Here is a 20,165-nt window from a genome sequence, read left to right as displayed (position 1 = left end):
GCTACGCCGGCACCCGCACCACGGCCCTGAGGCCGCCGAGCGGGCTTGCTTCGAGCGTCACGTCGCCGCCATGGCTGCGAGCGATGTCGCGCGTGATCGCGAGGCCGAGACCTGAGGCGCCGTGGCCGTCATCCTGGTTGCGCGACTCGTCGAGCCGCAGGAACGGCCGGAACACCTCCTCGCGCTTCTCCGGAGGAATGCCCGGACCATCGTCGTCGATCCGCACCTCGAGCCGACGGCCGTCATGAACGGCGACGATCGCGATCCGCTTGGCGTAGCGCGCGGCGTTGGCGACGAGGTTCTGCAGGCAGCGCCGGAACGCGTCGGGACGGACGATCGCCATGCTCTCGCCGTGGCTCTCGACGGTGGCGGTGACCCCGGAAGTCTCGGCCGCGCGCTTCAGGTCCTGCAGCATCTGCGGGATGTCGGTCGGCGAGGCGGGCTCGCCTGCGTCTCCCCTCATGAACGCCAGATAGCCTTCCAGCATCCGCGACATCTCCTCGACGTCGCGGTTGAGGTCCTCGACCTCGGGCGAGTCATCGAGCAGCGCGAGCTGCAGCCGGAAGCGCGTCAGGATGGTGCGGAGGTCATGGCTGACGCCCGCGAGCATCGTGGTGCGCTGCTCCATCGCGCGCTCGATCCGGTCGCGCATGTCGATGAAGGATTCCGCCGCCAGCCTGATCTCGCGCGCGCCGCGCGGCCGGAAGTCGGGCGCGGCCCTGCCTTTGCCGAAGCTCTCGGCCGCTTCCGAAAGCGCGAGGATCGGCCTCAGCTGCGCGCGCAGGAAGTAGATCGCAACGGCCAGCAGCACGAGCGATGCGCCCACCATCCAGATCAGGAAGATGTGGCTGTTCGAGGCGTAGGTCTGGTTGCGCCGCGCCAGCACCTTCATCACGGCGTCGCCGAGCTGGATGCGGATCTCGACGAAGTTCGAGCGGCCGACGGTGTCGATCCAGAACGGCAGCTTGATGTCGTCGGCGATCTCTCCCGACAGGCGCTCATCGAGAATCGAGAAGAACGGCCGCGGCAGAGGCGGGGGCAGCGCCTGGGGCGGAAGAAACTCGACCTGCAGCGACAACCGCTCCCGGGCGATCCGGACGATCTCGGCGTCGCTCACCGGCGTGGACTTAGACTGGTGGAGGTCGACGAGCGCGGCGATGTCGCGGCTGACGGCGGAGGAGAGCCTTTTGGTGACGAGCTCGTAGTGCCGCTCCAGAAACACGAACGCCACCACGCCCTGAAGCAGCACCATAGGGGCGATGATGATGATCAGCGATTGCGTGTAGAGCCCGCGGGGCGCCCGCCGGCGAAGCCAGCCTATGAAGCCGGTCTTCCTGCTCATTCGTCGGCGAGCAGCCGGTAGCCGAGCCCCCGCACGGTCTGCAGCAGGATCGGGTTTGTCGGGTCGGCTTCGATTTTGCGGCGGAGCCGCGTGACCACCACGTCGACCGCGCGGTCGCCCGGCGCGGCGTCGTCGCCCGCGATGGCCGCCCGCGGCACCGTCTGGCCGGGGCGCTCGGCGAGCGCGGCGAGCAGGTCGCGCTCCCGGTCGGTGAGCCGCACGACCTCGTCGCCGCGTTTCAGCTCGCCCCGGCCGCGATGGAAGGCGAACGGGCCGAAGCGCACCTCCGGAGCAGAGCCGGGCGTCGCCGGACCGGCGCGGCGCAGGATGCCGCCGACCCGCAGCAGCAACTCCCGCGGGTTAAACGGCTTGACCAGATAATCGTCCGCGCCGGTCTCCAGGCCCGCGATGCGGTCCTCGGCCTCGGAACGGGCCGTGAGCATCAGGATCGGAACGGCCGAGCGCGCCCGCACCGCGCGGGCGAGGTCGAGGCCGTTTTCGCCGGGCATCATCACGTCGAGCACGAGCAGGTCGAAGGACAGCGAGTCGAGCTTCAGCCGCGCCTCGCTTGCGGAAGAGGCGGTGGTGACCCGGTAGCCGTTCGTGGTCAGAAATTTGTGCAGCAGCGATCTGATCCGGGAGTCGTCGTCAACGACCAGCAGATGCGCTGCGTCGTCCGCGATCGGCCTGAGCTCCGCTGCCGTCACCGTCTCACCTCCGTCCGCCGCCTGGGCCGAAGCCGGAGAGACGCGCGACCTTACCGCGCTCCTCCGGGTCGATGATCTCGAACAGGAACCGTTTCACCGCGTCGCGTTCGGCGGGCTCGACGTCGGCGAGCGCGCGCGAGACGCGGCGCCCCTGAAGCCGGGCGAGCTCGCGCGCCAGCCGGTCCCCGCGGTCGGTCACGTAGAGCAGGCGCTGCCGGCGGTCGGCCGCGCCCTCGCGCTGTACGATGAACCCCTTGTCGACGAGCTCGCGCAGCACCCGTCCCAAGCTCTGCTTGGTGATCTTAAGGATGTCGAGCAGTTCCGTGACCCTGAGTCCCGGATTGCGGTCGACGAAATGCAGCACGCGGTGATGCGCGCGGCCGAAGCCATAGACGGCGAGCGCCTCGTCGGCGTCGCGCACGAAGTCCCGATAGGCGAAGAACAGCAGCTCGATGACGTCATAGGCGGTGCGTTCCGCCGCCTCTGGAGCCGCTGAGGCTGGCGGCGCCGCGCTCTCGGCCGAAATTACGTCAGCCATGTTGACTTATTTCGATCCCGTGGTCACAGTGCCGACCGCTTCCGGAGCCGTACGTCTCCGCTGCGCCGCCACGGCCTTCCGGCTTCTGCGGCGCTGCAGCCGAGGATACCGGCTCGTCGGCGCCGACGCAAAAGGGCTTGCCGCGGGCGGATTTTGCGACGATCTGATTTCCTGAGCCGCGCGCGCCCTCCGCGTGGTTCATGCGCAGCCGGCGATGAGCCGGCGACTTGTCAAGGAGCTCGAGCCATGGCGGACGCCCAACCCTTCGACAGCCGCGACGGCGTCATCTGGTTCGACGGCGCGTTCGTGCCCTGGTCCGACGCAAAGGTGCATGTGCTCACGCATGGGCTGCATTACGCCAGCGGCGTCTTCGAGGGCGAACGCGCCTATGGCGGCGTCATCTTCAAGATGCGCGAACACAACCAGCGGCTGATCGAGTCCGCGCGTCTGCTCGGCTTCGAGATCCCGTTCACGGTCGAGCAGATCGACCGCGCTTGCGAGGAGACGCTGGCGCGGCAGGGTTTTGAGGACGCCTATGTGCGGCCGATCGCCTGGCGCGGCAGCGAGATGATGGGCGTCGCGGCCCAGCAGAACACGATCCATCTGGCGATCGCGGTCTGGCAGTGGCCGAGCTATTTCGATCCGGCGCAGCGGCTCAAGGGCATCCGGGTTGATCTCGCCGAGTGGCGGCGTCCCGACCCGCGGACCGCGCCGTCGAAAGCCAAGGCGACCGGCCTCTACATGATCTGCACGCTGTCGAAGCACGCCGCGGAGCAGAAGGGCTACGCCGACGCGCTGATGCTCGACTGGCGCGGTCAGGTCGCCGAATGCACCGGCGCCAATGTGTTCTTCGTGAAGGACGGTGCCCTGCATACCCCGACGCCGGACTGCTTCCTCGACGGCATCACCCGCCGCACCGTGATCGATCTCGCCCGCAAGCGCGGCATCGAAGTGATCGAGCGGGCCATCATGCCCGAGGAGCTTGCGGGCTTCGAGCAGTGCTTCATCTGCGGCACGGCCGCCGAGGTGACGCCGGTCTCGGAGATCGCCGAATGGCGCTTCACGGTGGGCGACGTGACCAAGGCGCTGATGGACGATTATGCGGCGGCGGTTCGGCCGGCCGCGAAGGCGCAGGTCGCAGCCGCCTGACGCTCGCCGTCAGGCCGTCTCCAGCCTAGGAGACGGCCGGGCGCCGACGGGCGATCAGGCGCGCCAGCCGCGCCTCCATGCTGTCGGGGCCGTGACTGGCTTCGGCTTCGGCGACGAGCCGCGCCAGGCGCTCGGGCTCGGCCTCCAGGCAGACAGCGACCAGCACGCCCGCGTCATGCGCGATCAGCGCGCCGATCCGCGCAAGGATCGCGGCGCTCGGGATCATCGTGGCGAACCAGAGACCGGGGATCGACTGCAGCCCGTCGTCCTGCATCGGCAGGCGCAGGGCGTGCAGCGCCGCGCTGGTCAGCCCCGCCAGAGCATAAAGCGCTGCGATCGCGGTGAGATAGTTTAGGGCCTTGGCGACGCCGAGCGCCGCAGCGCCCTTATGGACGACGCCCCAGGCGAAGCCGCCCGCCGTCAGCGCGCCGATCAGCGCCCAGGAAAGCGAGGCGGTCAGCGCATAGAGGGCGGCGGCGCCGGGATGCCTGGCCATCTTGAGCGCCGCGACGCGGGCCACGGTGGTCTCCGACATCAGCCACGAAACCTGCGGTTCGTAGTGCCCGACGGCCTGCCAAAGATCACGCCCGACGCCGAAAACCAGCACGCTCATGATCGCCGCGTAGGCCCCCACGATCAGAGCCGTTCCGACGCGAAACGAAAAACCTTGGCTCATCACGCGGAGTCCTGCGGCCGCCCGCAGAAGCCGGCAGCGTTAACACTTGGTTAAGCTACCAGCATTTACCGCACGTCCCAAGACGGGACAGAAGACTTCAGATTATTTTTTCCACCGCTCAGCGGCCAGATCGTCGACCGCCTTGGAGGCGACCCAGGAGCGGCCGTCGGCGGTTTCCTCCTGCTTCCAGAACGGAGCGGAGGTCTTGAGGTAGTCCATCAGGAACTCGGCGGCGTCGAAGGCCGCCGCCCGGTGCGGCGCGAGGGTGACGACCAGGACGATCGGTTCGCCCGCAAGGATCCGGCCATGGCGGTGCACCACCAGGGCGTCGGCGAGGCTCCAGCGCGCGCGCGCTTCGGCCTCGATGCGCCCGAGTTCCTCCTCCACCATCCCCGGATAATGTTCGAGCGTCAGCGCGACGAGCTCGGCCCCGGAATCCGCCCGGTTCCGGCAAACGCCGGTGAAGGTCACGACAGCCCCGACGTCGGAGCGCCCCTCGGTCAGCCGCGCCACCTCTGCGCCGAGGTCGAACGGCTCCGTCTGCAGCCGCACCGCCATGGCCGGCTCAGCCGCCCGTCATGGGAGGGAAGAAGGCGATCTCGCGGGCGCCGGCGATCGGCGCGTCGGGGCGGGCGTGGCGCTTGTCGATCGCGGCCCGGATCGCGGGCCCGGCCTCGAAGGCGTGCTCATATTCGGGGCCGCGGCCGCGCAACCAGTCGATCAGCTCCGCGACGGTGCCGACGCCCGCCGGCGCTTCCGCCTCTTCCTCGGCCAGCCCGACGCGCTCTCGCACCCAGGCGAAATACAGCAGTTTCATTCCGACGGCTCCTCCAGGACGTAGCGAAGGCCCGCCCGGAGATAGTCATAGCCGGTGTAGAGCGTAAGGAGCGCCGAGGCCCACAGCAGCCCGAGGCCGATCTGGGTGTTGCCCGGGAGCACCTTGTCGCCGGCCGGGCCGGCGAGCAGGAAGCCGATCGCGATCAGCTGCGTCGTCGTCTTGTATTTGGCGAGCTGGGTGACCGGAACGCTGGCCTGAAGCTCGGCGAGGAACTCGCGCAAGCCCGAGACCAGAACCTCCCGGCAGAGGATGACCACGGCGGCCCAGAGCGACCAGCCGGAGATCGTGTTGTCGGCGGCAAGCATCAGCAGGCACGCCGCGACGAGCAGCTTGTCTGCGATCGAGTCCAGCATGCGCCCGAGCGGCGACTGCTGCTGCCACGCGCGCGCCAGATAGCCGTCGAAGAAGTCGGTGATCGCCGCCACCGCGAAGATTGCGAGCGACGCCCAGCGCAGCGGATGTCCGCCGACGAACAGGCATGCCGCCACCATCGGCACGGCCGCGATGCGCCCGTAGGTCAGGATGTTCGGCAGGCTCAGCGCGTGCAGCCGGGATGGATTGACGCGCGGACGACGGAGGCCCATCGGTGCGAGATGGCTCTCGGAACTCATGTTTTCGAAGCGAACTCAGGCGCAGGTGACGCAGGACACGACCACGCGGGGCGGCGGGCGTCAACACGCGGGTTTGATTGACAGAGCGGCGGGCGTAACCCGGCTTAGCCGCTTTCTCCCCGCGCGTGAAAAAAGTCGTAGATCGCCTTCGCCATCGCCTTGCTGACGCCGGGCGCCTTTTCGAGGTCGGCGAGGCCGGCGCGGGCGACCGCCTTGGCCGTCCCGAAATGGCGAAGCAGCGCCCGCTTGCGGGTGGGCCCGACGCCCGGGACCTCATTGAGCGGATTGGCGACGAACTCCTTCGATCGCCGCGCGCGATGCGTGCCGATCGCGAACCGATGCGCCTCGTCGCGCAGCCGCTGCACGTAATACAGCACCGGATCACGCGGCGGCAGGCGGAACGGCGTCTTGCCGTCGACGAAGAAGGTTTCGCGTCCCGCCTCGCGGTCGACGCCCTTGGCGATGCCGACGAGCGGCGCGTCAGTCAGGCCGAGCTCCGCGAGCGTCTCGCGCGCGGCGGTGAGCTGTCCCTGACCGCCGTCGATCAGCACGAGATCAGGCCAAGGCGGCGCATCCTGCGGCGCCCGTCCGTCCGCGTCGCGGGGCGATTCCTTCTGCAGCCGCGCGAAACGCCGTCGCAGCACCTGCCGCATCATGGCGGTGTCGTCCCCCGGGGTGACGTCTTCGGGACGGATGTTGAACTTGCGGTAGTGGTTCTTCTGGAAGCCCTCGGGCCCGGCGACGATCATCGCGCCGACCGCGGCCGTGCCCATGATGTGGCTGTTGTCGTAGACCTCGATCCGCTGCGGCGGGGAGGGCAGTCCGAACGCCTCGGCCACGCCCGCGAGCAGCTTCGCCTGGGTCGACGTCTCCGCAAGCCGCCGGCCGAGCGCTTCGCGCGCATTCGCAAGGGCGCGGGCGACCAGGTCGCGCTTTTCGCCGCGCGCCGGTACCGACACCTCGACTCTGCGGCCGGAGCGGATGGTCAGCGCCTCCGCAAGCAGCGCGCGATCCTCGATCTCCTCGCTCAGAAGGACGAGGCGCGGAGGCTCCTCGGCGTCATAGAACTGGGCGACGAAGGAGCCGAGAATCTCGCGCGGCTCGAGGGTTCGGTCCGCCTTGGGGAAATAGGCCCGCGCGCCCCAGTTCTGATAGGCGCGGAAGAAGAACGCCTCGACGCAGGTCTGCCCGCCGTCGCCATGGATGGCGAAGACGTCCGCCTCCTCGACGGTGCGCGGATTGACGCCTTGGTGGGATTGGATCGCCGCGAGCGCCGCCAGCCGGTCCCGGTAGACAGCCGCGCGCTCGAAGTCGAGCGTCTCGGACGCCTGCTCCATGGCGTGGGCGAGCTCCTGCTTCACCTTGTCGGTCTTGCCCGTCAGGAAGTCGCGCGCCTCCTGCACGAGTTCGCCATAAGCCTCCGGGGAAATCTCGCCGGTGCAAGGGGCGGAGCAGCGCTTGATCTGGAACAGCAGGCAGGGGCGCGTGCGGCCCTCAAAATAGCTGTCCGAGCAGGAGCGCAGCAGGAACGCCCGCTCCAGCGCGTTGATCGTGCGCCCGACCGCGCCGGCCGAAGCGAACGGGCCGAAATACTCGCCCTGCCGAACGCGGGCGCCGCGGTGCTTAGCGATCTGCGGCGCCGGGTGGTTGGTCGCGATCAGGATGTAGGGGAACGACTTGTCGTCACGCAGCAGCACGTTGTAGCGCGGCCGCAGGCGCTTGATGAGGTTCGCCTCGAGCAGCAGCGCCTCGGTCTCGGTTTCGGTCGAGACGAACTCCATCGAGCAGGTCTCGGCGATCATCCGGGCGATTCGGGTGTTGTGGCCGACGCCGCGGGCGTAGTTCGCGACCCGCTTCTTCAGCGAGCGCGCCTTGCCGACGTAGAGAACCTCGCCGGCGGCGTCGAACATGCGATAGACGCCGGGACCGTTCGGCAGGTGCCGAAGCTGCGCGCGAATGACCTCGACGCCGCGGCGCAGGCTCTCTGGCGCGGCTTCCAGCTCTCCCGCCTCCGACGAGGACAGCTGCAGGTCGCCGATGTCGTCGGCCTCGTCCGCTTCCGCGGGCGGCCTGTCTTGTTCGGTCATGGCGTCATGGTTGGGCGCGCGATCGCGCATTCGCTGTCTTCACATAAGGGCAGGCGGGCGCTTTGGCACGCCCGGCTGTCCGGCTCCCAGCCCGTGCAAGGTTCAGTCGCCGCTGCCGGCGATCCTTCCCGATCGGAGCGCATGGATGTCTGCGAAGGCAGGCTCCGCGACGCCCGCCGGCTCGCTCCGGCCGCAGGCCCGCCTCCGCACGAAGTCCACGAAGGCGCGCACCTTGGCGGGCGCAAGGCGCGCTGAGGGGTAGAGGGCGTAGAGCGGAAAACTGTCGCCAAGCCAGTCGGGCAGGATCTCGACCAGAGCTCCCTGCGCGAGCAGAGACTCGACCCCGATCGCCTTGACCCGCGCGACGCCAAAGCCGCCAAGGCAGGCGCTTAGCATCGTGCCGAACTCCGCGACGGTCAGGCGGCTGGCGGCGCGGACTTCGACGACGTCGCCGCCACGCCGGTAGCGCCACATGTCGACAAGCTGCCCTGTCAGCGAGTCCCGAACCTGGATGCAGGCGTGATGCGCCAGCTCCGCCGGCGCCGCAGGTCGTCCGCTGCGCTCCAGATAACCAGGCGAGGCGACCGTGATCGTGCGGGTCTCCAGAAGTTTTTGAGCGACGAGCGAGGAGGACGGCGGCGACCCGAACCGCACCGCCACGTCGAAACCTTCGCCGATGAGATCTCCCAATTGGTCGCGCGCGACCACTTCAAGCGAGAGATCCGGATAAAGAGAAAGAAAATCCGTCAGGTGGGGCGCAAACAGCAGCCGCGAAAAGAAGGGATCGACATTGGCGCGCAGCCGGCCGCGCACCGCGACCGACGATCCCGACGCGGTGGAGACGGCCTCCTCCACGCCCTCCAGCAGAGGCGCGATCTCCGAATAGAGCCTGCGGCCCTCGTCCGTAAGCGCGACCGCGCGGGTCGTGCGGTCGAGGAGACGGACGCCGACCCGGGCTTCGAGTCTAGCCACCGCCCGGCTCACGCCTGATCTGGAAAGCCCGAGGGCGTCGGCCGCTCGGGCGAAGCCGCCTGTCTCCACAACCGCGGCCAGAACGGAGACATTTGAGATGATGCGTCCGTCGAATGTCATGCGTCGCCCCGGTGACTCTGCGTCACCAATGAAATGATCTAAGGGCGCTCGGCGCAACCGGACGATTTGCGTATGGAGCCTGAGGAGCCGGCAGGCCGGCGGAACCTCAGGAGGTCCAAATGTACGCAGTGACCGGCGTCACCGGCCGGGTCGGCGGTGAAGTTGCTCGTGCGCTACTCGCCACGGGTCAGCCCGTGCGGGCGGTGGTTCGTGATCCACGCAAAGCTTCCGCATGGGCGGCGCTTGGCTGCGAGGTGGCCATTGCGTCCCTGCAGGACGCGGAAGCCCTGAAGGTCGCCTTCAGCGGCGCGACGGCGGCTTTCATCCTGCCGCCGCCAGTGTTCGATCCTGAGCCAGGCTATCCCGAAATAACGGCCGTGATGGCGGCGGTCACGGAAGCGCTTCGAACAGCGAAGCCCCGGAGGACGCTCAGCCTCTCGACCGTCGGCGCCGACGCGGGGAAGGACAATCTCCTATCGCAGCACACGATCGCAGAGGCGGCGATGCGTCAGCTGCCGATGCCCGTCACGATCCTTCGCCCCGCCTGGTTCATCGACAACGCGGAGTGGGATGCGGCCGACGCGCGGGAGAGAGGCGTGATCCGGTCATTCCTGCAGCCCCTCGACCGAGGAATGCCGATGGTGGCGGCTCGGGACGTCGGGCGCGTGGCGGCTCGCCTGATCCAGGAGGACTCGACGGATCTGCGCGTGGTTGAACTCGAAGGACCGTCCCGCGTCTCGCCGAATGATTTGGCGTCGGCCTTCTCTGACGCGCTCTCGCGCCCGGTCCGGGCGGAGGCGGTCCCGCGGCAGGCCTGGCCGGAGCTGTTCCGGCGGCAAGGCATGCGTAACGCGACGCCCCGCATGAGAATGCTCGATGGCTTCAACGAAGGATGGATCAAATTCTCAGCGCCCGAGAGCGTGCTGCGAGGCGAGCTGACGGCCGCGGAGGTCGTGAGGGAATTCGTGGCGAGATGACCGGAATGTTGCGCCGCGGCCACAGAGGGGCGACGCCATAGTTTGGTCGGTCCGACGCCACATTAGCGCGCGGGACGCCGCCTATCCGTCGCGGGTCTTGAATCGCAGGCGCTCCGTCACCTCATGGAACTAAGTTGATGTGGCGCGCGTTTGCGGGGCAGGTCAGGGCTCAGCCCGCGGCTGGTCGCTCGTCGGAGCGTCGGGGAGTTTAGGATGAAGCGCATTGCGGGGCTGGTCGGCGCGACACTCGCGCTGCTGACCGGAGGAGCGGCCGTCGCGGCCGACCTCGGGACGCCCGCGCCTGCGCTGGCTGCTTCCGTTCCGTCGTTTTCCTGGACTGGCCCCTATGCCGGCGTCCAGGCGGGCTACGACTGGTTCAAGGCCGATTCCAAGGTGAACGGCTTCTCCGCCAACTCGAGCCCGAGCGGCGTCACCGTCGGCGGCTACGTTGGCTACAATTATCAGCTCGACAACTCGCCCCTGGTGCTCGGCGTCGAGACCGATCTCAACTTCTCAGACTCCAAGGATACGGGACGTGGCGGCGGGACGCGGCTGCGGACCGATCTTGGGGTCAATGGAGCGGTGCGCGGTCGTGTCGGCTATGCCTTCGAGCGCTTTCTGGTCTATGGTGCCGGCGGACTTGCTTACGCCGACCGCGAGGTCAAGGCGCGGGGCGCGGCCATCGGCTCGGACGATACGATCGCCGTCGGCTGGACGATCGGCGGCGGCGTAGAGGCTGCGCTGAGCGACAATGTCACGGCGCGGGTGGAATATCGCTATTCGGACTTCGGCACCGATTCCTTTAGCGTCGCCGGGACTCGGATGAAGTCTGATGTTACTGACAATCGAGTTCTTCTCGGGCTTGGTTACAAATTCTCAACGGGTTGGTGACAATCGCTTGATCAAGCCAGCCTGTAAGTTTCGGCCATCTTTTGGACGCTGTTTGTCCGGAAACTAGTCGCAATTGGAGAGAAGTTCCTAGCCGACGTAGGAATGTGCAGGCGAAAAGGGGTGTTGCAGAAGCGTCACTGCTCTTCCCGTCTGTTAGCCCGGCGCTACCAATGTTCCGGGTCATGCACTACAAGTAACTCAAGTTTCTCAATCGGAGGGATTCACATGATCCGCCAAATCGTCCTCGGCGCTGCGTCCGCCGCGGTTCTCGCTCTCACTGTTCCGGCTGCCATGGCGGCGGATCTCCCTGCGTATGAGCCCGCTCCTGCGGTCATCGCTCCCGCCGCCTTCTCCTGGACCGGCCCGTATCTCGGCGTTCACGCCGGCTATGGCTGGGGCAACGCCGCCAAGGCCAGCCCGGATGGTTGGATGGTCGGCGGCTATCTCGGCTACAACTACCAGTTCGACGGCTCGCCGGTCGTGATCGGCATCGAAACCGACATCAACTACGCGAGCATCGACGACAAGCGTAACGCGCGCGGCGGCCGCACCAAGGTGTCGACCGACTGGAACGGCGCCACCCGCGCCCGCATCGGCTACGCCTTCGACCGCTTCCTGGTCTACGGGGCGGGCGGTCTGGCTTACGCGGATCGCGAGTTCAAGCGCAGCCCGGGCGACAAGGACAGCAAGACCGCGGTCGGCTGGACGGTCGGCGGCGGCATCGAGTACGCCGCGTCTGACAATGTCTCGGTCCGCGCCGAGTATCGCTACACCGACTACGGCAAGGACACCTTCAAGCTGGCCAACAGCCGTCCGAAGTCGAGCTACGACGAGCATCGCGTGATGGTCGGCGTCGCCTACAAGTTCGACTCGCCGTTCTGATCTGACATTGCGCCTTTAGAGGCGCTGTGCTCCGGAAACCCCGCGATGAAAGTCGCGGGGTTTTCTTTATTTTCGACTAACCTTCACCAATCGCTAAGGAATGGACAGGTACCGTCAGGCCAACGTTCGGGGGCGTGATCCCCGGCGTCCCCCAGCCACCGTTATGCGTTCCGGACTCCCCCGTTCCGGCTGTTGAGTATCGAGGTTCAAATGTTGCGTAACATCTTCATCATGGCGGCCTCCGCGGCCGCCGTCGTCGCCGCGGCCCCCGCCGCGATGGCCGCCGATCTTCCGGCCTATGAGCCCGCTCCCGCCTACGCCGCCCCGGCCCCCGCTTCGAACTGGAGCGGCGCCTATATCGGCGCGCAGGCCGGCTACGGCTGGGGCCACGCCACCAACAAGCAGGGCGCGCCGAACACCAAGCCGGACGGCGCCATCGTCGGCGGCTACGCCGGCTACGACCATCAGTTCGACGGCTCGCCCGTCGTGGTCGGCGTCGAGACCGACCTCAACTACAACACCGCCCATGATTCCAAGGCCAACGCCGGCGGCCGTATCCGTAACGACCTGAACTGGTCGGGCGCGACGCGGGCCCGCATCGGCTACGCGATGGACAACGTCATGGTCTACGGCGCCGGCGGCGTGGCTTACGGCGAGCACAAGGTGAAGGCGCGAGTCGGCGCCGCGAGCTCGAGCGACGACAAGACCGCGATCGGCTACACGGTCGGCGGCGGCGTCGAGGCGAAGGTCGCCGACAACGTCACCGCGCGCGTCGACTACCGCTACAACGACTACGGCACCGACAGCTTCAAGGTCCCGGGCGGCAAGGTGAAGTCCGACCTCACCGAAAACCGCCTCACCGCGGGCGTCGCCTACAAGTTCAGCTCCTGGTGAGCTGACGGCTCTGCCGGAACGCAAAGCCCCGCGGTTAGCGCCGCGGGGCTTTTTTCATGTCCGGCGCGTTAGGGCTTTGTTCAATCCTGCCGCTTCTACTCTGGATGGCTACGTTCCGTTAACCCAGCGCCCAAAGCGCAGCCCGGGCGCACCGCGTCACTGGACCGTTCATGTCGCTGCTGATCCGCTCAGCGCTTGCGGCCCTTCTGGTCTCGACGCCGGCGCCGCTCCGCGCCTGGGAGCGGACCGGCTCGCCGGCGGCCGATCATCCGGTCGAAAGCCCCTGGCTCAGCCTGAGGTCGCTCGGCTCCCTGCTGGGCGGCTCAACGCCCGACATCTCGGGCCCCCGCACCGCGTTCGACCGGATCGTGGTGGCAATCGACGGCGGAACGCTGGGCGGCGGCGCGGATGCGCGCTTCGTCGACAGCCCGCGTGACGGCCCCGCCTTCCCGGCGATCGAAGCCCGGATCGGCTATGCGTTCGGGCGCTTTGTCGCCTATGGAGCGGCCGGCGTGGCGTCGGCGTCCGCCGAATTCGCGCGAAGCGGACAGGCGCGGTCGGCCGCAGGCTGGAGCCTCGGCGGAGGGCTGGAGGCCCAGCTGTTCGGCGGCGTCACCGCTCGTCTCGAATATCTCTATGTCGACCTCGACCGCCGCAGCCTCGAAGCCAATGACGAGATCAGCCTCTCGCCCGCAGGCGGTCAGCTGAGGGCCGGGCTCAACTATCGGTTCTGAGACGCCTTCTCTTGCCGAGGCCGGACGGTATCTACGCCGGGCGACCACAAAAAGGAGAGGCCGCGCATGGGCGTGTTCGATTTTATCAAGGACGTGGGCGAGAAGCTGTTTGGCGCAAGCGAGGCTCAGGCCGCCAGCGCCGACAAGATCAAGGCGGAGATCGAGAAGCACGGTCTCGACGCCAAGGACCTCAAGGTCGACGTCTCGGGCGACACCGTAAAGATCAGCGGCACGGCCCCGTCCAACGAGGTCCGCGAAAAGATCATCCTCGCCGCCGGCAACACGCTCGGGACAGCAAAGGTCGAGGAGGCGCTTCAGGTCGAGAAGCCCGAGCCTGAATCGCGCTTCTACACCGTCAAAAAGGGCGACAACCTCTCGAAGATCGCCGAGGCCGAGTACGGCAAGGGCCACTCGGGACGCTACAAGGACATCTTCGAGGCTAACAAGCCGATGCTGAAGGACCCGGACAAGATCTATCCGGGGCAGGTGCTCCGCATCCCCGCCTGACGCTGCGGGCGCGCCTAGCCCGTCGGGCGCGTCTTGCCGAAGGCCGGCGTCGCCGCCTCGAAGGCGGCGAGCCATGCGGCGAGACGCGGATGCTGCTCGCGCCAACCCTCGCCGAACCGGAAGTCCAGATAACCGAGCGCGCAGGCGACCGCGATCGTTCCGACATCGTGACCGGGGTCCGGAAGGTCGGCCTCCAGCGCCGCCAGGGCGCGCGAGACCTTTTCCGCCTGCCGCGTCGTCCAGCGCGTCGAACGCTCGGCCTCGTCGCGGAACCTGACCTCGTAGATCTGCAGCAGCGCGGCGTCCAGAATGCCGTCCGCCAGCGCCTGCGTCCGCAGCGCGCGGAACCGCGCCGCTGGCTCTGTCGGGATGATTTTTCCGCCGCCCGCCAAGTGATCGAGATATTCGAGGATCACGCGGCTGTCGAACAGCGTGCTGCCGTCCTCGAGCTCGAGCGTCGGGATCTTGCCGAGCGGGTTGAGGCGGCGGATCGGATCGCTTTCCGCCACCGTGTCGGTCTGCACGACCTCGATCCTGTCGGACAGGCCGAGGATCGCCGCGGCGATCTTCACCTTGCGGCCATAAGGCGAGGGCGTCGCGGAGCGCAGGGTCAGCATTGGTCATTTCCGGCTATGGGCGGCGCGAGGCGCACCACCGCGGAGCCTCGCTTCTAGGCGATCCGCAGCGTCCGGAAAACCGCCTCCTGCACGAGCGCGTACGGCCCCGGCTGTCGCCGAGGCGGACGTTCCTGCGTCCGGAGATCGCCGCCCGGCCGCCGATCCGCCGGCCGCCGAGCCGGGGACCGCGGCGTCGCGTCAGCCGACGGAGATGTCGACGGCCTTGGGGCCCTTGCCCTTGCGGTCCGGCTCCACCTCGAAGCTCACATGCTGCCCTTCGGACAGGGTGGTCAGGCCCGAGCGCGTGACCGCGGAGACATGCACGAAGATGTCCGGCCCGCCGTCGTCCGGCTTGATGAAGCCGTACCCCTTCTCAGTATTGAAGAATTTTACTGTCCCGCTCTGCGCCATGGAGCGCCCCCCTGCAAGTCCCCCGGTCCCCCGTCATCCGCTGGGCGGCGCGGGAAGCTCCGGCAGATCGAGACGACGCGATGCGAATGCTGGCAAGGTATTCGCCGGCTGCGAGCCGCTAGAGCTTCTATTTGGTAGCGGCATGTTCATTCAGATGGCAAGGCGAAAAAGTGGCGTGTTCCGCGCCAAGGCGCTGCATTCCTAAGCGGCGCCGATGCTCTCTACTACCACCTGTGCGCCCGGGCCCTGCGACAGCGCCCGCGCCACCTCCGGCAGTCCGGAACGAAGATCGCTCTCGAGCGTCCATGGCGGGTTGGCGACGACGAGGCCCGAGCCTGAAAGAATCTTCGGATCGGAGGGCTCGCGCACCAGAAGGTCTATGCGCAGCAGCTTGGTCGCGCCGCTCGCGCGCAGGGCCTCGAGGAACGGCCGCGTTTCCGCCGGGTCCTTGATCGGTCGCCACAGGGCGTAGACGCCTGTCGGCCAGACCCGGTAGGCGCGCGAAAACGCCTCCGCCATGCGGCCGAGCTCGCCGGGCTCCTCGAAGGGCGGATCGATGAGCACGAGGCCACGGCGCTCGCGCGGCGGCAGCCAGGCGCCGAGCGCCGTCCAGCCGTCGATCTCGACGACCTTCACGCGGCGGTCGCGGCCCATGGCGTCGGACAGCGCGGCGGAGTCCTTCGGGTGCATCTCGCAGAGCCGAAGGCGGTCGTCGCGGCGCGCCATGCGGCGGACGATCTCGGGCGATCCCGGATAGAGCCGCGCGCCCGGATGATCCGCGGCGACGCGCGCGAGGACCTCGCGCCATGGCGCGAGGATCGCCTCGGCGGCTTTGCCGAGATTGCGGCCGTCGAGGCGGCCGACGCCGTTGCGCCACTCGCCGGTGCGCTCCGCCTGCTCCCCGGCGAGGTCGTAGATCCCGCAGCCGGCATGGGTGTCGAGATAGCTCCAGGGGGCGGGCTTGCCGTTCAGGTGGCGCACAATCAGCGCAAGAACGACGTGCTTCAGCACGTCCGCGAAGTTTCCGGCGTGGAACGCGTGACGGTAGTTCACGGGAACGCGGCGCGTCTCACGCGTCTTCAGCCGCTGGCGGCAGCATGACGACGAAGTCTTTGGCGCAGGGCTCGATCACCGACCAGACGCCGGTGAAGCCGGGCTCCAGCACCATGGCGTCGCCCGGACCAAGCGCCTTGGGCTCGCCGCCGTCGGGCGTGACCACGCACCGCCCGGAGCGCAGGCGGCACCATTCCCATTCGTCATAGGCGACCCGCCACGCCCCGGTCGTGGCTTCCCAGACGCCCGCGAACAGCCGGCCGTCGGGCGCCTCGTAATGCACATGGGTTCGGAAGGTCGGCGCGCCCTCGATCACGCGGTCGGGCGGCGGCGCGCTCTCCTCCGGCGGCTCGGCCGCGGTCCCCAGCAGGTGCAGCCGCATGGCGGCGTCGGGAGCGTCGGTCATCGTCCGTCTCCGCCAGAGGCCGGCATCACCACGGCGCCCGACCGGCAGGCGCGCCGGTCGACCTCCGCGCAGGGCCTGAATCGGAGATCCTTGGTCATGCAGATGCGCACTTCATTGAGCAGACGCCCCTGGCACTGAACGGCGATCATCGAGGGGCGGAGCGAGGGGTTGGCGGCGACGAAGGCCTCTTCCACTGCGGCCGGCGAGGTCTCGATCCGCGCGTCGCCCGCCGCGAAGGCGTCGGGCACCCGGACGCGCTCCGCAGCCGTCCTGATCTGCCTGAAATATGAGCTCGGATCGAGCCCCGTACAGGTCCCATGCCGTCGCCATTCATGCCGGACAAGTCCCGGGCTCGGCATCAGGTCCAGAACGCCGTCGATCTGCGCGCGCGTCGGGCTCCGGCCCGTGACGGCGCAGTCGCTCGGAAAACCTCGCTCATATTGCGGCCAGAGCCCGTGGACCACGAAGCCGCGGGGCTGCTGCGTTCCGCATTGCGCGGGATCCGCGCGCGAGCCCTTCGTCGCGCAATAGGTCGGCGACCAGGAGAGCGACAGGACGTAGAAGTCGAAACCGCCGGAGCGGCCGGATTGCGCCTGCGCCGGCCCTGAGCCCAGAACCGCAGCGGCCGCAAAGGCCGCCGCCAAAAGCCTCACGGGCGGGCCATCTTGCATTCGGGCGCGAAGGCGTAGTTGCGATCAAGCCCGGTCACGCACCAGTCGACGCCGGCTCCGAGGGAGAGCCACTGCTGCCCTTCGGCCACCAGCCAGAAGACATGGCGGCGCACGCCGTCATTCGTGACGGCCTCGGCCGAACAGAAGCGCCGCGGGATGAACTCAGCCCCCCAGCTGCGGTAGCCGAGCTCGGCGGGGCGGGTGAAGTCCGACAGCGCCAAGCCCGAATGCCAGTACATGCGCTCGCGCTTGGCGAACGCGTCGCGGATCTGATGATGAACACGCGGATCGGCGCAGGAGGGCAGGCGGCCGGTGAAGCCGCGGTACAATGAGGCGTGCGCGGTGTTGCCCCCGGCGCTGGCGCCGGAGCTGTAATCCGCCGCCGAGGCGGCGCCGTTCCCCGCGACGCAGAGCAGCGCCCCCGCCGCAGCCGCAATCAACGCGTTTCTCATCACCGAAACCCTCTGGCCGACGCCGTCGACCATCGTTCGGGCGGCGGCGCAAATCAAGCGGAGCGGCGGGCGGGACTTGGGATCGCGGCCGCGACCGCTACCTTCCGGCGCCCGGTCGTAACAAGGGCGTAACAGCATGGAAAAGTTCGAGACCGCTCGGGACGCGGCTCTGGCGCTGAGGCCGGACCGGCCGCTCTACGCCTTCCGGCCTTCGGTTCTGACGGCGGACGCCGCCGCGTTCCTCTCGGGCTTTCGCGGCCTCACCGCGTATGCGGTGAAGACCAATGGCGAGGACTTCGTGCTCGACGCTCTTGCCCGCGCTGGCGTCTCGGCGTTCGACGTCGCGAGCCCGGCGGAGTTCGCGGCGGCGCGCAAGGCCTCCGACACGGCCCGGCTGCTCTACATGCATCCCGTGAAGGCGCAGTCCGACGTGAGGCTCGCTCTCGAGACCTACGGGATCAGGTCGATCGCGGTCGACCATGAGGACGAGATCGCCAAGATCCTCCGCGTCGTGCGCGCCCAGGACATTGCGCCGGGCGATCTCACGCTGTTCGTCCGCCTCGCCACCAAGGGTCACGCCGCTTACGAGCTGTCGAAAAAGTTCGGCGCCGCGCCGGCCCACGCGGTCGAGCTGCTGCGGCGGATCGACGGGATCGGCTTCCGCGCCGGGCTGACATTCCATGTCGGCAGTCAGGTCGAGGATCTTGCAACCTATGACCGGGCGGTGGCGAGCGCCGCCTGGGTGCGGGGCCGCGCCGGCGTGGAGCTGGCGGAGCTCGACATCGGCGGAGGCTTTCCCGCGCCCTACGGCCATGATCCGAAGCGGCCCGCGCCGGCGGCCCCGGAGGTCGGCGCGTTGCTTGCGCGCGTCCAGCGCGAGATCGACGAGTGGGGGCTTGGCGACCTGCCGCTGGTCGCGGAGCCCGGGCGCGTCATCGTCGCGCGCTGCCTCTCGGTGGTGGTGCGGGTGCTGCTGAAGAAGGGTCAGCGGCTCTACATCAATGACGGGATCTGGAGCTCGCTGTCGGATTCCTGGACCGGCAAGATCATGCTGCCGGCGCAACTCATCCCCGATCCGGCCCGTGCGCGGCCGAAGCGCGCGTCAGCGGCGCGGCTCGCGCCGTTCCGCGTGTGCGGCGCGACCTGCGATTCGGTGGACATCCTGTCTAGGCCGTTCTGGCTGCCGGACACGGTCGGGACCGGAGACTGGATCGAGATCGGCCACATCGGGGCCTACAGCCTCGCCCTCAGGACCCACTTCAACGGCTTCTATCCGAACGACTTCGTCGAGGTCGCTGCGCCGTTCGAGACGTCCGAAGGCCTGGAAGGCGTCGCCAATGTCGAGCCGCGCGCCGCGATGGCGTGAGGCTCAGCGCTCGCCCCGGAACACGATGGGGAAATTCTCCGGCTTACCGGCGCCGTCGCACTCCTCCTTGGCGCGGTATTCGATCATCCGGAAGGCGGCGCCGACCCACTCCCAGGTCCCGACCGTGCCGCAGTCGCCAGCGGCGCGCCCCTTGTCGAACGCCGTGAGCTGCTTCTTGTCCGGGTCGTAGGCGACGTTCGAGAGGGTGTCGACGCCGGTCCAGCCGATCGACTCCACGAAGGAGGCGAACAGCAGCGGCTCGAACCGGTTGGCGGCGCGAGACGGGTCCTCGATGAACAGCGCCGATTCAACGTTGTAGGCGCCCGACGTGCAGACGATGGACCATAGCGTTCGTCCGCCGCCAAGATCGGCCGCGAACGACTCTTCGGCCAGGAAGGACGGGTCGCCCTCGGCGGTGTCCCAGACCGGGCAGTCCCGCTCCGCCATGGCCTGCTTGAGCGGCGCAGGCGCGGCGTCGCGGGGGACGTCTCTCAGGCGGCCCGACAGCGCCGCCGGGCTCGCGCCGCCGATCAGCGCCGAAAGCGCGTCGGGCCGCTCGGCGCGACCCTGCCGGTTGTCCATCTCGGCGGCGGCGGGTCCGAAGCCAGCGAGCGACAGCTCGGCCGAGACCGGATCGCCGCCTTCGCCGGACACCGTAGCGCTGAGCGCCTTGCCGCGCCGCAGGAAGGGCAGCAGCCGCCGCGTCGCGCCTTCGGACAGGCGCAAATCCGTCGCGCCGGGTTCTTCCCCCGGCGCCGCAGAGAGATCCGAACCCGAGGCGAGCCTCACCGGCGGTCCGCCGTCGATGGCGACCGCCAGCCTCGGCCGCGGCGGCGCGCTCAGGGGGCCGACGAGCGTCAGCGTAAGGCGCGGCTGCGCGTCCTTCGCCGGCTCGCGCGACACGGTCAGCCGCGCGCTCTGCGCGCCCGAGGCCGGCGCCTCGGTGGCGGCGTGGCAATTCGGTCCGCTCTTGGCGTCCGAGCATGCGGCGGTCCACGCCCCGAACCTCTGCTCGGAACCCAAAGCAGGTCCGGCCAGAAGAACCGAGAGCAGGAGAAGGAGCAGTCGCATGATCATGTCTTTCGGCTGCAGGAGACGCGGGAGTCTTCGATCGCCGCCGGTCGGGGAAGGCCCGTCTCCTTCACGAAGACGTTATAGAGCCGGCTGCGCCTGCCCAAGAAAAGTCGCAACCCGAAGGCTCCGGACGCAGTTCAGCTACGGGAGGACTGTGGGCGCGGCCACGCGCCGCGCATCAGAGGAGAAG

At 68.6% G+C, this 20,165-nt stretch carries 24 protein-coding genes; 8 read left to right on the top strand and 16 right to left on the bottom strand.

Annotated features, from left to right (window positions below; all coding sequences use genetic code 11):
- Position 1: 1 nt before the first annotated feature.
- Genes VM780_RS03400 through VM780_RS03390 form a run of 3 tightly spaced genes read right to left on the bottom strand, consistent with a single transcriptional unit; the run spans position 2 to position 2,587 of the window.
- On the bottom strand, positions 2–1,342 hold the full coding sequence (locus tag VM780_RS03400; RefSeq protein WP_325445140.1) for an ATP-binding protein: 1,341 nt from the start codon (positions 1,340–1,342) through the stop codon (positions 2–4).
- On the bottom strand, positions 1,339–2,049 hold the full coding sequence (locus VM780_RS03395) for a response regulator transcription factor (protein WP_325445138.1): 711 nt from the start codon (positions 2,047–2,049) through the stop codon (positions 1,339–1,341). The genes VM780_RS03400 and VM780_RS03395 overlap by 4 nt, the downstream gene beginning before the upstream one ends.
- 4 nt (positions 2,050–2,053) lie before the next feature.
- Positions 2,054–2,587, bottom strand: coding sequence for a MarR family winged helix-turn-helix transcriptional regulator (locus VM780_RS03390; protein WP_325445136.1), 534 nt, complete (start codon positions 2,585–2,587; stop codon positions 2,054–2,056).
- A 246-nt stretch (positions 2,588–2,833) separates the two neighbouring features.
- Here VM780_RS03390 and VM780_RS03385 point away from each other — a divergent pair, with 246 nt between their 5' ends.
- Complete coding sequence (locus VM780_RS03385; RefSeq protein WP_325445134.1) at positions 2,834–3,736, top strand: branched-chain amino acid aminotransferase; 903 nt, start codon at positions 2,834–2,836, stop codon at positions 3,734–3,736.
- 25 nt (positions 3,737–3,761) lie between these two features.
- Here the strand turns inward: VM780_RS03385 and VM780_RS03380 are convergent, their stop codons facing one another.
- The 6 genes from VM780_RS03380 to VM780_RS03355 form a co-directional block, all read right to left on the bottom strand.
- Positions 3,762–4,412, bottom strand: coding sequence for a hypothetical protein (locus VM780_RS03380; protein WP_325445132.1), 651 nt, complete (start codon positions 4,410–4,412; stop codon positions 3,762–3,764).
- Between the two features lie 102 nt (positions 4,413–4,514).
- Positions 4,515–4,970, bottom strand: coding sequence for a molybdenum cofactor biosynthesis protein MoaE (locus VM780_RS03375; protein WP_325445130.1), 456 nt, complete (start codon positions 4,968–4,970; stop codon positions 4,515–4,517).
- Between the two features lie 7 nt (positions 4,971–4,977).
- Positions 4,978–5,229 (bottom strand): molybdopterin converting factor subunit 1, encoded by a 252-nt coding sequence (gene moaD, locus VM780_RS03370; protein ID WP_325445128.1) that lies wholly within the window; start codon positions 5,227–5,229, stop codon positions 4,978–4,980.
- Complete coding sequence (gene pgsA / locus VM780_RS03365; RefSeq protein ID WP_325445126.1) at positions 5,226–5,834, bottom strand: CDP-diacylglycerol--glycerol-3-phosphate 3-phosphatidyltransferase; 609 nt, start codon at positions 5,832–5,834, stop codon at positions 5,226–5,228. Before pgsA ends, moaD begins: the two co-directional genes overlap by 4 nt.
- A 131-nt stretch (positions 5,835–5,965) precedes the next feature.
- A complete protein-coding gene (uvrC, locus tag VM780_RS03360; protein ID WP_325445124.1) occupies positions 5,966–7,978 on the bottom strand; it encodes an excinuclease ABC subunit UvrC in 2,013 nt (670 codons plus the stop codon).
- 72 nt (positions 7,979–8,050) lie between these two features.
- Positions 8,051–9,040, bottom strand: a complete 990-nt coding sequence (locus tag VM780_RS03355) for a LysR family transcriptional regulator (RefSeq protein WP_325445122.1) — start codon at positions 9,038–9,040, stop codon at positions 8,051–8,053.
- Positions 9,041–9,159: 119 nt separating this feature from the next.
- On the opposite strand from VM780_RS03355, the gene VM780_RS03350 reads away from it, so the two are divergent.
- The 6 genes from VM780_RS03350 to lysM all read left to right on the top strand — a co-directional run bounded on the left by VM780_RS03350 (position 9,160) and on the right by lysM (position 13,925).
- Positions 9,160–10,017 carry an NAD(P)H-binding protein gene (locus tag VM780_RS03350; protein ID WP_325445120.1) on the top strand — a complete coding sequence of 286 codons (858 nt, stop codon included), beginning with the start codon at positions 9,160–9,162 and terminating at the stop codon, positions 10,015–10,017.
- Positions 10,018–10,230: 213 nt separating this feature from the next.
- The gene (locus tag VM780_RS03345; RefSeq protein ID WP_325445118.1) at positions 10,231–10,908 is read left to right on the top strand and encodes an outer membrane protein; all 678 of its coding nucleotides are present in this window, start codon (positions 10,231–10,233) and stop codon (positions 10,906–10,908) included.
- 225 nt (positions 10,909–11,133) lie between these two features.
- Positions 11,134–11,790 carry an outer membrane protein gene (locus VM780_RS03340; RefSeq protein ID WP_325445116.1) on the top strand — a complete coding sequence of 219 codons (657 nt, stop codon included), beginning with the start codon at positions 11,134–11,136 and terminating at the stop codon, positions 11,788–11,790.
- Between the two features lie 210 nt (positions 11,791–12,000).
- On the top strand, positions 12,001–12,684 hold the full coding sequence (locus VM780_RS03335; protein ID WP_325445114.1) for an outer membrane protein: 684 nt from the start codon (positions 12,001–12,003) through the stop codon (positions 12,682–12,684).
- 170 nt (positions 12,685–12,854) lie between these two features.
- Positions 12,855–13,418 carry an outer membrane protein gene (locus VM780_RS03330; RefSeq protein WP_325445112.1) on the top strand — a complete coding sequence of 188 codons (564 nt, stop codon included), beginning with the start codon at positions 12,855–12,857 and terminating at the stop codon, positions 13,416–13,418.
- 66 nt (positions 13,419–13,484) lie between these two features.
- The gene (gene lysM, locus VM780_RS03325; protein WP_325445110.1) at positions 13,485–13,925 is read left to right on the top strand and encodes a peptidoglycan-binding protein LysM; all 441 of its coding nucleotides are present in this window, start codon (positions 13,485–13,487) and stop codon (positions 13,923–13,925) included.
- A gap of 14 nt (positions 13,926–13,939) precedes the next feature.
- Here lysM and VM780_RS03320 read toward each other — a convergent pair whose 3' ends face one another.
- The 6 genes from VM780_RS03320 to VM780_RS03295 form a co-directional block, all read right to left on the bottom strand.
- Positions 13,940–14,542, bottom strand: coding sequence for a glutathione S-transferase family protein (locus tag VM780_RS03320; protein WP_325445108.1), 603 nt, complete (start codon positions 14,540–14,542; stop codon positions 13,940–13,942).
- Between the two features lie 198 nt (positions 14,543–14,740).
- Positions 14,741–14,953, bottom strand: a complete 213-nt coding sequence (locus VM780_RS03315) for a cold-shock protein (protein WP_325445106.1) — start codon at positions 14,951–14,953, stop codon at positions 14,741–14,743.
- A gap of 201 nt (positions 14,954–15,154) precedes the next feature.
- On the bottom strand, positions 15,155–16,006 hold the full coding sequence (locus tag VM780_RS03310; protein WP_325445104.1) for a 23S rRNA (adenine(2030)-N(6))-methyltransferase RlmJ: 852 nt from the start codon (positions 16,004–16,006) through the stop codon (positions 15,155–15,157).
- Positions 16,007–16,022: 16 nt separating this feature from the next.
- Positions 16,023–16,412, bottom strand: a complete 390-nt coding sequence (locus VM780_RS03305) for a cupin domain-containing protein (protein ID WP_325445102.1) — start codon at positions 16,410–16,412, stop codon at positions 16,023–16,025.
- Positions 16,409–17,065 (bottom strand): ribonuclease T2, encoded by a 657-nt coding sequence (locus tag VM780_RS03300; RefSeq protein WP_325445100.1) that lies wholly within the window; start codon positions 17,063–17,065, stop codon positions 16,409–16,411. The genes VM780_RS03305 and VM780_RS03300 overlap by 4 nt, the downstream gene beginning before the upstream one ends.
- Positions 17,062–17,535: a hypothetical protein gene (locus tag VM780_RS03295; RefSeq protein ID WP_325445098.1), complete on the bottom strand. Its 474-nt coding sequence runs from the start codon at positions 17,533–17,535 to the stop codon at positions 17,062–17,064. Before VM780_RS03295 ends, VM780_RS03300 begins: the two co-directional genes overlap by 4 nt.
- A 136-nt stretch (positions 17,536–17,671) precedes the next feature.
- On the opposite strand from VM780_RS03295, the gene VM780_RS03290 reads away from it, so the two are divergent.
- Positions 17,672–18,901 (top strand): ornithine decarboxylase, encoded by a 1,230-nt coding sequence (locus VM780_RS03290; protein WP_325445096.1) that lies wholly within the window; start codon positions 17,672–17,674, stop codon positions 18,899–18,901.
- A 3-nt stretch (positions 18,902–18,904) separates the two neighbouring features.
- On the opposite strand, the gene VM780_RS03285 is transcribed toward VM780_RS03290, so the two are convergent.
- Positions 18,905–19,972, bottom strand: coding sequence for a DUF1176 domain-containing protein (locus VM780_RS03285; RefSeq protein WP_325445094.1), 1,068 nt, complete (start codon positions 19,970–19,972; stop codon positions 18,905–18,907).
- Positions 19,973–20,165: the final 193 nt, after the last annotated feature.

The organism is Hansschlegelia sp. (genome assembly GCF_035538955.1).
In the GTDB taxonomy this organism is placed as follows: domain Bacteria; phylum Pseudomonadota; class Alphaproteobacteria; order Rhizobiales; family Methylopilaceae; genus Methylopila.
The sequence above is the reverse complement of the archived record's forward strand: the minus strand, read 5'-3'. Positions and strand labels throughout refer to the sequence as shown.